The 13,954-nt window shown below is 64.4% G+C and carries 16 protein-coding genes; 6 read left to right on the top strand and 10 right to left on the bottom strand.

Annotated features, from left to right (window positions below; genetic code table 11):
* Positions 1 to 31 precede the first annotated feature (31 nt).
* The 4 genes from AC1D02_RS14280 to AC1D02_RS14265 form a co-directional block, all read right to left on the bottom strand.
* Positions 32 to 1,591 carry a GGDEF domain-containing protein gene (locus AC1D02_RS14280; RefSeq protein ID WP_477317937.1) on the bottom strand — a complete coding sequence of 520 codons (1,560 nt, stop codon included), beginning with the start codon at positions 1,589 to 1,591 and terminating at the stop codon, positions 32 to 34.
* Between the two features lie 121 nt (positions 1,592 to 1,712).
* Entirely contained in the window at positions 1,713 to 2,360 is a 648-nt protein-coding gene (locus AC1D02_RS14275; protein WP_477317935.1) for a response regulator, read from the bottom strand.
* Positions 2,357 to 3,448 carry a sensor histidine kinase gene (locus tag AC1D02_RS14270; protein WP_477317933.1) on the bottom strand — a complete coding sequence of 364 codons (1,092 nt, stop codon included), beginning with the start codon at positions 3,446 to 3,448 and terminating at the stop codon, positions 2,357 to 2,359. The genes AC1D02_RS14275 and AC1D02_RS14270 overlap by 4 nt, the downstream gene beginning before the upstream one ends.
* Positions 3,449 to 3,451: 3 nt before the next feature.
* On the bottom strand, positions 3,452 to 4,048 hold the full coding sequence (locus AC1D02_RS14265; RefSeq protein WP_477317931.1) for a hypothetical protein: 597 nt from the start codon (positions 4,046 to 4,048) through the stop codon (positions 3,452 to 3,454).
* Between the two features lie 93 nt (positions 4,049 to 4,141).
* On the opposite strand from AC1D02_RS14265, the gene greB reads away from it, so the two are divergent.
* Complete coding sequence (gene greB / locus AC1D02_RS14260) at positions 4,142 to 4,708, top strand: transcription elongation factor GreB (protein WP_477317929.1); 567 nt, start codon at positions 4,142 to 4,144, stop codon at positions 4,706 to 4,708.
* Here greB and AC1D02_RS14255 read toward each other — a convergent pair.
* Complete coding sequence (locus tag AC1D02_RS14255) at positions 4,684 to 5,187, bottom strand: DUF2726 domain-containing protein (RefSeq protein WP_477317927.1); 504 nt, start codon at positions 5,185 to 5,187, stop codon at positions 4,684 to 4,686. The genes greB and AC1D02_RS14255 overlap by 25 nt on opposite strands.
* Positions 5,188 to 5,407: 220 nt before the next feature.
* Between AC1D02_RS14255 and AC1D02_RS14250 the strand changes: the two genes are divergently transcribed.
* On the top strand, positions 5,408 to 5,836 hold the full coding sequence (locus tag AC1D02_RS14250; RefSeq protein WP_477317925.1) for a YciI family protein: 429 nt from the start codon (positions 5,408 to 5,410) through the stop codon (positions 5,834 to 5,836).
* Between the two features lie 173 nt (positions 5,837 to 6,009).
* Here AC1D02_RS14250 and AC1D02_RS14245 read toward each other — a convergent pair whose 3' ends face one another.
* From AC1D02_RS14245 to AC1D02_RS14225, 5 genes are all read right to left on the bottom strand, one after another.
* Positions 6,010 to 6,681 (bottom strand): nucleotidyltransferase domain-containing protein, encoded by a 672-nt coding sequence (locus AC1D02_RS14245; protein WP_477317923.1) that lies wholly within the window; start codon positions 6,679 to 6,681, stop codon positions 6,010 to 6,012.
* A 19-nt stretch (positions 6,682 to 6,700) separates the two neighbouring features.
* Positions 6,701 to 8,944: a RelA/SpoT family protein gene (locus AC1D02_RS14240; protein WP_477317921.1), complete on the bottom strand. Its 2,244-nt coding sequence runs from the start codon at positions 8,942 to 8,944 to the stop codon at positions 6,701 to 6,703.
* 74 nt (positions 8,945 to 9,018) lie between these two features.
* Positions 9,019 to 9,222 (bottom strand): DNA-directed RNA polymerase subunit omega, encoded by a 204-nt coding sequence (gene rpoZ, locus AC1D02_RS14235; protein ID WP_017878950.1) that lies wholly within the window; start codon positions 9,220 to 9,222, stop codon positions 9,019 to 9,021.
* Positions 9,223 to 9,264: 42 nt separating this feature from the next.
* On the bottom strand, positions 9,265 to 9,909 hold the full coding sequence (gene gmk / locus AC1D02_RS14230) for a guanylate kinase (protein ID WP_477317918.1): 645 nt from the start codon (positions 9,907 to 9,909) through the stop codon (positions 9,265 to 9,267).
* Positions 9,910 to 10,010: 101 nt separating this feature from the next.
* The gene (locus tag AC1D02_RS14225; protein ID WP_477317916.1) at positions 10,011 to 10,898 is read right to left on the bottom strand and encodes a YicC/YloC family endoribonuclease; all 888 of its coding nucleotides are present in this window, start codon (positions 10,896 to 10,898) and stop codon (positions 10,011 to 10,013) included.
* Between the two features lie 94 nt (positions 10,899 to 10,992).
* Between AC1D02_RS14225 and AC1D02_RS14220 the strand changes: the two genes are divergently transcribed.
* The 4 genes from AC1D02_RS14220 to AC1D02_RS14205 all read left to right on the top strand — a co-directional run.
* Positions 10,993 to 11,973 (top strand): serine/threonine protein kinase, encoded by a 981-nt coding sequence (locus AC1D02_RS14220; protein WP_477317914.1) that lies wholly within the window; start codon positions 10,993 to 10,995, stop codon positions 11,971 to 11,973.
* A gap of 15 nt (positions 11,974 to 11,988) precedes the next feature.
* A complete protein-coding gene (locus AC1D02_RS14215) occupies positions 11,989 to 12,933 on the top strand; it encodes a PP2C family protein-serine/threonine phosphatase (RefSeq protein ID WP_477317912.1) in 945 nt (314 codons plus the stop codon).
* Positions 12,934 to 12,954: 21 nt separating this feature from the next.
* Positions 12,955 to 13,683 carry a ribonuclease PH gene (gene rph / locus AC1D02_RS14210; RefSeq protein ID WP_477317910.1) on the top strand — a complete coding sequence of 243 codons (729 nt, stop codon included), beginning with the start codon at positions 12,955 to 12,957 and terminating at the stop codon, positions 13,681 to 13,683.
* Between the two features lie 77 nt (positions 13,684 to 13,760).
* Positions 13,761 to 13,954: transposase (locus AC1D02_RS14205; protein WP_477317170.1), on the top strand; the 194-nt coding region annotated here is incomplete at its 3' end.

Raw genomic sequence — 13,954 nt, 5'->3', positions numbered from 1 at the left:
CACTACGGGTCGGCGCGGTGTCCGTGTCGGATCACTCGGCCACGACCACGCGGTTCTTGCCGCTCGTCTTGGCCTGGTACATCGCCTTGTCGGCGCGCCCGATCAGCGCCGCTTGCTGCTCGTTCGGGATGCGCAGCGCGACCCCGGCCGAGAAGGTGATCAGAAGCTTCTCGTTTTCGTGCAGGAAGAAGTGCTTGGTCAGCTCGCGCTGCAGGCGCGTCATGGTCTGGGCCGCGGCCTCGATCGTGGTCTCGGGCAGCAGGATGACGAATTCCTCGCCGCCGAAGCGGGCGATCACGTCCATCGAGCGCAGCGTCTCCTTGACGATCTTGACCAGGTGGCGCAGCGCGCCGTCGCCGGCCAGGTGGCCGTGGGTGTCGTTGAGGCGCTTGAAGTCGTCCAGGTCGAGCAGGGCGACGCACAGCGGCGTGCCGCGCCGGTCCGAGCGCGCCGTTTCGCGCTCGAACACGTCGTCCAGGCCGCGCCGGTTCAGGCTGCCCGTCAGCTGGTCTTCGCGCACCAGTTCGCTCATGTGGCGCAATTCGGCCTCGAGCGCGGCAATGCGGCCCTCGGCTTCCTCAACTTCCTGGCGCGCGGCGACCATGCGGTCGCGCGCGGTCAGCGCCTCGGTCTGCACCAGGCGGGTTTCGCGCAGCACCTCGGCGACGACGTCGTTGAGGTCCTCGATCTTGTCGGCGCGGCTGATGCGCTCGGAAAAGCCGCCGATCTTTTCGTGGAAGTCGCCGGTGCTCGCGGCCACCGAGCCGAGGCGGTCGATGAAGGTCATCATCATGTTCTTGACGGTGACCTTGACGTCCGACAGGCTGTGCTTCAGCTTGCTCTGCTTATAGATGACGTCCTTCAGGCTGCGCGTGGCGTCCTCCAGCGAGCGCTGGTCCATCGGGCCGGCGATCAGCTCCTGCACCGATTCGATCTGGCCGCGCAGCCAGCTGTCGTCGTCGAGCAGGCCGCTGACGTTCTCCAGCAACAGCTTGAACAGGCGCAGCAGCAGCTCCTGCTGCTCGGCCACGTCGCCGCCCTTGATCTCGATCTGGTAGCACAGCTGCTTGAGGCGCAGCGCGATCTCGCCCAGCGCCTCGTCGGTGTGGGCCAGCTTGACGGCCGCGCCGAGCGACTCGGCCTCGGTGACCAGCGCCGGATGGCCGCCCAGCAGCGAGGCGACGGCGAAGGTCAGGGTGCGGCTGAGCAGGTCGCGCAGCGCCTTCGATTCGGCGTTCTCGTCGCCCGCCACTTCGATCGTGCTGGCCTTGCGGAAGTGCTTCTCGACCAGCTGCGACAGGCCGCGCGCGTAGCCGTCCCAGTCGCGCACCTTGACGGCGCGGTTGAAGCGGCGGCCGAAGTCGGCCAGGTCGCCCGGGGTGCCGGTCAGCTTGTCGGCGAAGCCGGTCAGCACCAGCTCGGCGCCGCCGGTTTGCTCCACCACAGGCGCGGGCGCCGGCGCGGCAGCCACGCCGGCGATCTCGTTGTAGATGTCGCGGTAGGCGTCCGGCGTCGGAGCGATGCGGCGCGTGGCAAGGCTGCGAAAGGCTTCGCGCGCGATGTCGGCGGGATTGGGCAGCGGGGTGGACATGTTGGAACAGACGGAAAGCAATTTGATGAAGGAATGATAATCGACTTCATCAAAAGTCATCGTTCGGAAAGGGATGGGAAAAGCCGCCTACTTCAACGCATTGAAAACGTTGGTCGAAATGTCACTCGATTAGCTGGTTCTTGATCGCATAGTGGGTCAGTTCGGCGCTGTTCTTGAGCTTCATCTTCACCAGCAGGCGCGCGCGGTATTCGCTGATGGTCTTGACCGACAGCTTGAGTTCCCCGGCGATCGCGCTGACCGTCTTGCCCGACGCGATCATGGTCAGCGTCTGGTACTCGCGGTCCGACAGCGCCTCGTGCGGCGCCGCCTCGTGGCCGTCGCCCAGCTGGCTGGCCAGTTCCTGCGCCAGCGCGGCGCTGACGTATTTCTGGCCGGCGGCGACCTGGCGGATCGCGTCGACCAGCTCGCGCGGCGCGCTCTGCTTGGTCAGGTAGCCGGCCGCGCCGGCCTTCAGCGAGCGGATCGCGTACTGGTCCTCGCGGTGCATCGACAGCATCAGCACCGCCATTTCCGGATGCTCCTTCTTGACCTGCTTGAGCACCTCGATGCCGCTGCGGTCGGGCATCGAAATATCGAGCAGCATCACGTGGCACTTGGCCTTGCGGAACAGCTTGATCGCGTCCAGCCCGTTTTCTGCCTCGCCGGCGACGACGATGTCGCGCGAGTCGGCCAGGATCTGCTTGAGACCCTCGCGCACGATGGCGTGGTCGTCGGCGATGAAAACGCGGATGGTGGATTTTTCGGTCATTGTTGCGGTTCCGTAGCCGGCGGGGCGAGCTTGATCTTGATGGCCACCATGGTGCCACCTCCGGGCGCCGCCGACAAGGCCATTGTGCCGCCCAGCGCGCGCGCACGCTCGCTCATGCCGCGCAGGCCGAACGAGCCGGGTTTGATGCGGTCGGCCTGGGCGACGCCGGCGCCGTTGTCGCAGATTTTCAGCGAAATGTGCTGGCGCTGGCGCTGAAGCGACACCGTCACCTGGCTCGCGCGCGCGTGCTTGGCGATGTTGGTCAGCGCTTCCTGGAAGATGCGAAACAGCGCGATCGCGTGGTCGGGCGACAGCTCGATGTCCTTCTCGTTGGTGCTGAAGCCGCAGGCGATGCCGTTCTGCTTTTCGAATTCGCGCACCTGCCATTCGAAAGCGGCGACGATGCCGAAGTCGAGCATCGGCGGGCGCAGGTCTAGCGAGATGCGGTGCACCGCCTCGATCGTGCGGTCGACCAGCGAGTCGACGTAGGCGGCCTTGTCGGCCAGCTGCGGCTGGTCCGGCGGCAGGCGCTTCGACAGCATCGCCAGCGCCATCTTGATGGCCGTGAGGTTGCCACCCAGGTCATCGTGGATCTCGCGCGCGATGCGGGTGCGCTCCTGCTCCTTGACCTCCTCGATGTGTGCGGTCAGCTCGGCCAGGCCGGCGCGCGAGTTGGCCGCCTCTTGCTGCTCCAGCTTGCCCGAGGTGATGTTGGTCATGATGCCGTCCCAGCGCACGCCGCCCTCGGCCGGGTGCGGCGTGGCGCGCAGGTTGATCCACTTGACGTCCTTCCAGGCGTCGATCCAGATCCGGCCTTCCCAGTTCCAGGCCGAGAGCGCGGCGGCCGAGGCCTGCATCGAATCGAGGTAGCCCTTGCGGTCCTCGGGAAGGATCAGGCGCAGGAACAGGCCGGGGTCCCGCTGCAGTTCCGCCGCGGACAGGCCGAGCAGTGCGGCGCAGCCTTCGCTCAGGTAGGGGAAGGAGACGGCGCCGGCGCCGTCCTGCGCCAGCTGGACCACCATGCCGGGCATGTGGCCGACGATGGCGTTGAAGCGGGCTTCGTAGTCGATGGCGGAATTGGTCGTCATGGGTCAGCGCCGCCGTGCGCGCCAGATCGCGATAAAACGGCGCAGCATGCGCGCCGGCCGGCTCGCGGCGCGCGCGCCAAATTTGACGCGCGGACGCAGGCGGGCGAAGGCGGTCCGGATCGCGCCGCGCATCAGCGCAGACAGCATGCTGGCGCGGCGATAGGCGTCGGTCGCCTTGAGGGTCGCGATCCAGCGGTCGCGCACGTCGATGAAGCGGCTGTGCCAGCGCTCGAACCAGGCCAGGGTGAGCAGGGTGGGGCGGGTCAGGAAATAGATGCGCGCCACCAGCGCGGCGCCGCCGATCTTGGCGACGACGATGACGGCGATACCGGAAATCGGGTGGCCGCTGGCGATGGCGACCAGCGCGAGAATTTTGACCGGCAGCAGCAGCAGTGCCGGCAGCACGAAGGCGGCCAGTGCGGCGTAGGGAGGCAGCGCGGCGACGTGGCGCTCGATCGCCTTGAGCGGCGGCCAGCTGGCGACCAGGCGCACCAGGCGCAAGCCGACGTCCCAGAACCATTCTTCCAGCAGCAGGATCAGCGCGCCCAGGTAGACCAGGGGCGAGAGCAGCCGGTTGCGCAGTGTGCGGGATCGTTTCATTGCGGCCATCATACCTTAACAGGGCGGCCGCACAGCGGGGTCCGGTCCTGCGGACCTGACCTCATTTTGCGGCGACCCGCTACAATACCCCTTATGAATAAAGCATTTGTCAAAGAGTCCGACGACGAGGACGAAGCGGAAGCGCTGGCCCTGGCGCAGGCGATTCCCGCCGGCGCCAAGAACTACATCACGCCGGCCGGCTACCAGCGCATCAAGGACGAGCTGCTGCAGCTGATCGACGTCGAGCGGCCGGAAGTGGTGAAGGTGGTGCACTGGGCGGCGTCGAACGGCGACCGCTCGGAGAACGGCGACTATATCTACGGCAAGCGGCGCCTGCGCCAGATCGACGGCCGGATCCGCTTCCTGACCAAGCGCATGGACTCGGCAGCCGTGGTCGATCCGACCGTCCATCACGGCAACGACCAGGTGTTCTTCGGCGCCACCGTGCACTACCAGAACGGCGCCGGCCAGCAGCACACCGTGACCATCGTCGGCATCGACGAACTCGACCCGCTCAAGGGCAAGATCAGCTGGGTGTCGCCGGTGGCGCGCGCGCTGACCAAGGCGCGCGAGGGCGACTTGGTGACGCTGCAGACCCCGCTGGGGACCGAAGAGCTGGAAATCCTCGGCGTCAGTTACCCGGCGCCGGAGCCGGACTGAGCGGCGGGTGAGCCGACCAGTGAGTCGAGGATCTCGGACGTTGCCGGCTTCGCTTTGGAGGTCCAGCGCATGACGCGGTAGCCGGCCTGCTGCAGCATGGCGTCGCGTTTCGCGTCCTTTTCGGCGTTGTGGGTACGGTCGTCGAGTTCGATGATCGCCACGATCTGGCCGTTGTCGCGCCGCTGGGCGACGAAATCGACGATCTTCTGACTGAACATGCCGCGCGCGCGCATGTATTCGCGGCCATTCAACTTCTTCGCGATCGCCGGCTCCAGCAGGGCGCCCATGGCAACCTGCGCGTGGAAGCGGTATTCGGGCACCGCGCGTTCGAGCCGGCCGAGGAATTCGAGTTCGTTCGCAGTGAGCATGGGCCGGGCCTTGAACGCGGTGGATTGTCGCCCCGCGGCGCCCTTCGCTGCCATTACGAGCGCGGCCATCACAACGGCGGCGAAGCAGGTCAGGAGTAGGGTCATGGACATGATATTTCCTTAAGGGTAGATGTATAAACAATACGCTCTTTTTCCTTATGGAAACTATTCAATTGTCACTGTCGCTTTTTTGTCGAAACGCGATGAGCGTTCGCCACACCCATACTCAAGTCTTTCAGATGGCCGCGCAGTCGGGGTCTGGTCCGCCGTCGCCGCAACAGCGAAAATATGGTAATTTCGATCACCCATACCCTCACAAACGGAGACCGCGATGCGATTCATGATTTTGCTGAAAGCCGACAAGGATACCGAAGCCGGCGTGATGCCTACCGAGCAGCTGCTGGCCGACATGGGCAAGTACAACCAGTCGCTGATCGACGCCGGCATCATGCAGGCGGGCGAGGGCCTGCACCCGACCTCGAAGGGCGCGAAGGTGCATTTCGACGGCGGCAAGGTCAGCGTAACCGAAGGCCCGTTCCCGTTGACCGGCGAACAGATTGCCGGCTTCTGGCTCTGGAAGTGCAAGTCGAAGGAGGAGGCGATCGAGTGGGTCAAGAAGGTGCCGATGCCGATGGCCAGTGGCAAGGCCGACATCGAGATTCGCCAGATATTCGAGGCGGAGGACTTCGGCGCCGAGTTCACGCCGGAACTGCGCGAGCAGGAAGAGCGCCAGCGCGCCCAGGTTCAATCGCAACAATAACAGCGGGGGCTGGTCCTGGGACCAGCCCCCCGGCGATCAGGCAATCCCAGCGGACGTAATTGCTCGCGCTGCGGTAATCAAGGCATCGAATTGGTCAATCAGTTCAAGCGCACAGGAAACGCAATCTCGCCGAATATGAGGGCGATCTTGATGTCAGGACGGGTTTTCTGGCGTCAAACGGTTCCGCCTTGAGCTTGCCGATGCGTTCCAGGTTCGTCAGTGCCGCCGATTCGGGCGATGCCATCTTCAGTCCCCTTTACAAAGAGTTTCGGCTGCTCCAGAACGCGCGCAATGAAGGATCGGCCATCGCGCACGCGCTGCGCAAACTCCTCCGAAGTATACAACGTCGGATTGACTACCCGGCCCAATTGCGCAGTTGCTGGCAGCAGGGCTTCCAGCAACTGCGCGTTCGACTGCAGCGATCCAATCACCATCAGGTCGACGTCGCTGCCGGCATGTTCGGTGCCTTTGGCGATCGACCCGTAGACGAAGGCCGCATCGATGAGAGGCCACAGTGGCTGAAGCGCAGCGCGCAGCACATCCGTCACACCAGACGTCTTGAGTACGATTGAACGTAGCTCCGCAAAGATCGGTGCGGCGTGGTTTGCCTGGTAATGTTTCTGGTTGCCGACCCAATGTACGCTCACCAGCGCAGCCGCTTCCAATCGGGCTAGTTCTCGCTGCACGGCCCCGGACCCGGATGCCGCCAAAGCGATTATTTCATTGGCGTAGAAAGAGCGTTCGGATTGACCAAACAACACCGCCAGCACGCGCTGTTGTGTCTTCGTGAATAATGCATCAGCGTAAATACCCATAAAAGGTATGTTAATACCCAAAATGGGCATGTGTCAACCGCGCTGCCGATTAGGCCCGCTCGCGCTCGACCCGCGTTACGCCGGCCACGCGCCGCAGATTGCGGATCAGGTGCGCCAGGTGTACCCGATCCTTGACCTGGATGGTGAAGCGCAGCTGGGTCATGACGTGTTCGAGGTCCTCGTCCATGCCGACGTAGCTGATGTTGGCGTCGGATTCGCCGATCTCCGCGGCGACCCGCGCGAGAATGCCTTTTTCGTTGTTGATCAACACCCGGATCCGGCAGTCGAAGCGGCGGTTCAGCTCCGCTCCCCACTGCACCGCGATCCAGCGGTCCGGCTCCTTGATGCGCAGGCGCTTGGCCGGCATGCAGTCGCTGGTGTGCACGATCAGGCCCTGGTCGCGCCGCAGCTGGCCGATGATCTGGTCGCCCGGGATCGGCAGGCAGCACGGCGCCAGCTGCACCGACACGCCTTCGCTGCCGTAGATCGTCACCGGGTCCAGCTCCGCCGGGATCAGGTGGTGCTCGGACGGCAGGTTGCCCTGGTCGTCGTCGATCAGGCCGAAGATGTGGCGCGCGACCAGCGCGGCCATGCGCTTGCCGATGCCGATTTCCGCGTACAGGTCTTCCATCGACTTGGCCGACGATTCGTTGAGCAGCTTTTCAATCGTCGCCTGCGGCAGCTCGGGATTGATATTCAGCGCGGACAGCGCCTGGGCCAGCAGTTCCTGGCCCAGCTCGACCGACTCGCCCAGGTTCACCGTGCGCAGGTGGTGGCGGATCGCCGATCGCGCCTTGCCGGTGCGGACAAACGCCAGCCAGGTCGGGCTCGGGCGCGACGACGGGTCGGTGACGATTTCGACGATGTCGCCGTTATGCAGCTCATTGCGCAGCGGCGCCGGCTCGTTGTTGATCTTGACCGAGACGGTGTGGTCGCCGATGCCGGTGTGAATCGAGTACGCGAAGTCGAGCGCCGTGGCGCCGCGCGGCAGCGCGATGATCTTCGATTTCGGCGTGAACACGTAAACCGAATCGGGGAACAGGTCGACCTTGACGTGCTCGAGGAATTCGGCCGAGTCGCCGGTCTGCTGCTGGATGTCGAGCAGCGACTGCAGCCAGGTGTGGGTCTTCTGCTGCAGGTCCGACAGGTTCGACTCGTTGTTCTTGTACAGCCAGTGCGCGGCCACGCCCGATTCGGCGGTGCGGTGCATTTCCTGGGTGCGGATCTGGAATTCGACCGGCGTGCCGTACGGGCCGATCAGGGTGGTGTGCAGCGACTGGTAGCCATTCAGCTTGCGGATCGCGATGTAATCCTTGAACTTGCCCGGCATCGGCTTGTACAGGCCGTGCAGGGTGCCCAGCGCCACGTAGCACTGGGCGAAGCTGTCGACCACTACGCGAAAGCCATACACGTCGAGCACCTGCGAGAACGACAGGTGCTTGGTGCGCATCTTCTTGTAGATGCCGTACAGGGTCTTTTCGCGGCCGTAGACTTCGGCCGGAATCTCGGCCACCGCCAGCGTGGTCTTGACCGACTCGAGGATCTTCTTGACCACTTCGCGCCGGTTGCCGCGCGCCGCCTTGACGGCCTTGGCCAGGGTCCGGTAGCGCATCGGGTACAGGTGCGCGAACGACAGGTCCTGCAGCTCGCGGTAGATGGCGTTGAGGCCAAGCCGGTGCGCGATCGGCACGTACACTTCCATCGTCTCGGCGGCGATGCGGCGCTTCTTGACCGGCGCCATGTGCTCGAGCGTGCGCATGTTGTGCAGGCGGTCGGCCAGCTTGATCAGGATCACGCGCACGTCCGACGCCATCGCCAGCAGCATCTTGCGGAAGTTCTCGGCCTGCGCCTCGATCAGGCTCTGGAATTCGATTTTCTCGAGCTTGGACAGGCCGTCGACGAGGGTGGCGACCGGCGCGCCGAAGCGTTCGATCAGCTCTTCCTTCTTGACGTCCTGGTCTTCCATCACATCGTGCAGCAGCGCGGCCATGATGGCTTGCGCGTCGAGCTTCCAGTCGGCGCAGATTTCGGCGACGGCGATCGGATGGACGATGTAAGGCTCGCCCGACTTGCGGACCTGGCCCAGGTGCATCTCGTCGGAAAAACGATAGGCTTCCTTGACCTTCTTCAGTTCGGCGGGGGTGAGGTATTCGGACAGCCGGGCAGACAGCGCGGTGAACGAGGCGACCGCGGGCGCGGCGGCCCGTTCGGTTTCTTGCGGCTTCGACGCCGAGCGCCTGTCTCGGGTCTTGGGGGTGCCTGAATGTGTCGAATCCGGGGTAGTCAGGTTCATACGCTTGGTCAATCAGCCGCAGTGTGATGAAAGGATACCAGAATGGCGGGTTGACACATTAGGCGGAGCGCCTGTTACATCGGCACCTTTTTCAGCATTTCGATGCCCACCTTGCCGGCGGCGATTTCGCGCAGCGCGACCACGGTCGGCTTGTCCTTGGCGTCCACTTTCGGAGTATGGCCCTGCAGCAGCTGGCGTGCGCGATAGGTCGCGGCGAGGGTCAGCTGGAAGCGGTTAGGAATATTCTTCAAGCAATCTTCAATGGTAATACGGGCCATAGTTACTCCAAATAGTGTGAATTTGCCGGGGCTGAGAGGGGATTACGACTGCTGCGCATGGATGCCCAACTGGGCAAATAGCGAGGCGTTACGCGCGGCTTGCTGAGGAAACCGGGCACGTGTCGCTTTGACAATCGCACTCATCTCGGACAAGGCGACGTTGAACTCTTCATTAATAATAGCATAGTCGAACTCGGGAGCGTGAGCGATCTCGCCGCCGGCGGCCAGCAGGCGCTTGGTGATGACGTGCGGTTCGTCCTGGCCGCGCTTGTACAAACGCTCTTCCAGCGCGGCGATCGAGGGCGGCAAAATGAAGATGCCGACCGCCGACGGGAACTGCTTGCGCACCTGGCGTGCGCCCTGCCAGTCGATTTCCAGCAGCACGTCGGTGCCGGCCTTCATGTCCTTTTCGACCACCAGGCGCGAGGTGCCGTAGTAATTGCCGTGCACCTCGGCCCACTCGAGGAATTCGCCGGCGTCGGCGCGCGCGACGAAGTCCTCGGGCGTGGTGAAGTGGTATTCGCGGCCGTCCTGCTCGCCCGGGCGCGGCTGGCGCGTGGTGGTCGAGATCGACAGCTTGATGGCCGGCTCCTGGGCCAGCAAGGCGTTGACCAGGGTCGATTTGCCGGCGCCCGACGGCGCCGCGACGATGAACAGGCTGCCGGCGAAGGCGGTATGGGTATTCATGATAAAAAAATCCTAAGTGTTAATCCTACGGCCAGCGGCGGCGTCAAAACATGGGGTCAGGTCCGGCGGACCTGAGCCCGTTCTTGTCGGCGCCGCGGTTTTTATTCGAGGTTCTGCACCTGCTCGCGCATCTGCTCGATCAGCAGCTTCAATTCCATCGAGGCGTCGGCAAGTTCCTTGACCGAGGCCTTGGCGCCCAGCGTATTCGCTTCGCGATTCAGTTCCTGCATCATGAAGTCGAGGCGCTTGCCGACCTGCCCGCCTTTTTTCAGGATGTGGCGCGTTTCGGTCAGGTGGGCGGTCAGGCGCGACAGCTCTTCCGAAACGTCGATCCGGATGCCGTACAAGGTCACTTCCTGGCGGATCCGCTCGAACGCTTCCTGGCGCGACAGGGTCGACGGGGCGCCGTGGCCGGCCAGGCCCAGCGCGTCCTGCATGCGCTCGATCGCCTTCTGCTGGAACTGCGCGATCACCTGCGGGATCAAGGGCGTGATGCGCTTGACAATGACGTCCATCGCGTCGATGCGCGACTCCAGCATGGCTTGCAGCGCCGCGCCTTCACGCTGGCGGCTGTCGACGAAGGCGGCGACGGTGCGCGCGGTGAGGGCGGCGACGTCGGCCTGCAGCGACTCCTGGCCGACTTGCGCTTCTTCGATCACGCCGGGCCAGCGCAGCAGCTCGGCCACCGTCATGACGGGCGCCGAGGCGAAGTGGCGGGTGACTTCCTCCTGCAGGCGGGCCAGGTCGGACAGCAGCGACGCGTTCAGCGCCTGCGAGCCGCCGGCGACCTTGCGGCCGAAGCTCAGGCGCGCTTCAACTTTGCCGCGCGTGATGGCGGCCATGATTGCCGCGCGCAGGTCCGGTTCGAGTGCGCGCAATTCGTCGTTGATGCGAAACTGCAGGTCGAGAAAGCGCGAGTTGACGCTCTTGATCTCAATCGTCAGTGTTCCTGCCGCGCCTTCGCTGGTCGCGACCGCATAGCCTGTCATGCTTGAAATGCTCAATGGAGTCCCCGGTTTTTATCTTTTCTTTACAAAGCTGTGATTTATCCACACAATCGCCGTGTTAAGCAAGGAACCCTTCATGGCTGCACAAAACAACGCCCCATTGCCCGATGGGCTGGAAATTGCTGGATATCGCATTGTAAAGAAAATTGCGTCCGGTGGGTTCAGTATTGTTTACCTGGCGTATGACGGCGAGGGCAACGCGGTGGCCATCAAGGAATACCTCCCGAGCGCCCTCGCGCTGCGCCAGCCGGGCGAGCTGATTCCCGTCATCGAACGCAAGAACCTGCCGGTTTTCCGCATCGGCCTCAAGTGCTTTTTCGAAGAGGGCAGGGCGCTGGCGCTGATCGCCCATCCCAACGTGGTGCGGGTACTGAACTTCTTCCGCGCCAACGAGACTGTCTACATGGTGATGGCCTACGAATCGGGCCATTCGCTGCAGGAGCACATCGCGCGCCTGAACGCCAAGGGCAGCAAGGTGGGCGAGGCGTTCGTGCGCCAGGTCTTCACCGAGGTATGCAGCGGCCTGCGCGAAGTTCACGCCAACAAGCTGCTGCACCTGGACCTGAAGCCGGCCAACATCTACCTGCGCACCAGCGACGGCAGCCCGATGCTGCTCGACTTCGGCGCCGCGCGCCAGACCATCAACGCCGACGTGCCCAAGCTGACGCCGATGTATACCCCCGGCTTCGCGCCGCCGGACCTGTATTCGAAGGCCGCGGCGCTGGGGCCTTGGTCGGACATCTACAGCATCGGCGCCTCGATGTTCGCCTGCATGGCCGGCCAGCCGCCGCAGCCGGCCGACCAGCGCAAGACCGAGGACAAGATGGAGCCGCACTACGCCAGGCTGGCGCCGCATTACTCGCCCGAGCTGGTGGCGATGGTGCGCTCCTGCCTGGAGCTCGATCCGCTGGCGCGCCCGCAGAGCGTGTTCGCGCTGCAGAAGCTGCTCCAGGCCCCGATGCCGGCAGCGGCCCCGGCCGCGGCCGACACCTTGTCGGGCCAGCTGCGCACTCTGGTCGGGCGTTTGGGCGCCATCGGCCGCAAGAAAATCAACTGATCCCGGAGCGCGCAGATGCAATTTTCCGTCTACCAGCAAAGCCATATCGGCGGCCGCAAGGTCAACCAGGACCGCATGGGCTACAGCTTCACCCGCGACGCGCTGCTGCTGGTGCTGGCCGACGGCATGGGCGGCCACCTGCGCGGCGAAATGGCCGCGACGATCCTGATGCAGACCATGTCGGCGCTGTTCCAGAAGCAGGCCACGCCCTACGTGAAGAAGCCCGAGCGCTTCCTGGAGGAGGCCTTCCTCGAAGCGCACCACGAGATCCATCGCTACCGTGCCGAGAACAACATGCCGGACACGCCGCGCACCACCGCGGTGGCCTGCCTGATCCAGCACAACACCGCGATCTGGGCCCATTGCGGCGACTCGCGCCTGCTGTGGATGCGGCGCGGCCAGGTGCTCGGGCGCACGCGCGACCATTCGCACATCGAGCACCTGATTGCGCGCGGCCTGGCCGATCCGTCCGAGCGCGCCACGCACCCCGACCGCAACAAGCTGTATAACTGCATCGGCGCCTCGTCGCTGCCGAAGGTCGACGTGGCGCGCCAGGCGAGCCTGCAGCCGGGCGATGTGATCCTGCTTTGCTCGGACGGCCTGTGGGGCCCGCTCGACGAAGAGGAAATCACGAACCGGCTGGCGACCCAGACCATCGTGCGGGCGATTCCGGAGCTGGTCGAACTGGCCGTGTCGGTCGGCGGCCCGACCTGCGACAATACGACCGCGCTTGCGATCATGTGGCAGGGCTCGGATGCCGACGCCGCCTCGCCGCTGTCGGGCGAGCCGACCGTGATCACCACCGACATGCTGCCCGATAACCTGGTCAGCACCACGATCCAGGCCGAGCCCGAGCCGGCCGCGGCGACCGAGGTCGACGCCTTCAACGACGACGAAATCGAGAAGGCGATCGCCGAGATCCGCGGCGCCATCGAGCGCTCCACCCAGATACTCAAATAACAATTCACTTCAAGGACTTCCATGACTTTTGCAAATCGCCCGAGCGGGCGCGCCGTCGAACAGCTGCGCGAGATTCGCCTGACCCGCCAGTACACCAAGCACGCCGAAGGATCGGTGCTGATCGAGTGCGGCGACACCAAGGTCATTTGCACCGCCAGCATCGAAGACAAGGTGCCGGGCTTTTTGAAGGGCAAAGGGCAGGGATGGATGACGGCCGAATACGGCATGCTGCCGCGCTCGACCCACACCCGCATGGACCGCGAGGCCGCGCGCGGCAAGCAGTCCGGCCGCACCCAGGAGATCCAGCGCCTGATCGGCCGTTCGCTGCGCGCCGCGTTCGACCTCGAAGCGTTCGGCGAGCGCACCTTGCACCTCGACTGCGACGTGATCCAGGCCGATGGCGGCACGCGCACCGCGTCGATCACCGGCGCGATGGTGGCGGCGTACGACGCCTTCCGCCAGCTGCAGCAGCGTGGCATGATCGCCGAGATCCCGCTGAAGAGTTTCGTCGCCGCGATTTCGGTCGGCGTGTACCAGGGCATGCCGGTGCTCGACCTCGATTACGTCGAAGACTCGGGCTGCGACACCGACATGAACGTGGTGATGACCGAGGCCGGCCACTTCATCGAAGTGCAGGGCACGGCGGAAGGCGCAGCGTTCGACCGCGCCGGCATGAACCGCCTGCTCGACCTGGCGCAGGCCGGCATCGCCGACCTGATCAAGCTGCAGAAGCAGTCGCTCGGTATCTAAACGGAACGCGGCGCCGGAATATCGGGGTCTGGTCTGAAGTGCCACCTAAAAGTTGGACGCCAACTTTTAGGTGGTTTATGACAAAGTATGACGAGCAATTCAAGCTGGCCGTCGTCCGTCAGTATCTTGATGGCGATATAGGCTACAAGCAGCTGGCCAGGCAGCGCGGGCTTGCGCATTCGATGGTCCATCGTTGGATTAGCTGGTTCCAGGCTCATGGCACGTTCATCGCGGGCAATCAGGTCGGCCCGTATAGCGCCGACTTCAAGCT

Source organism: Massilia sp. P1_C10 (assembly GCF_056406475.1).
This window is presented reverse-complemented; position numbering and strand designations above follow the sequence as displayed.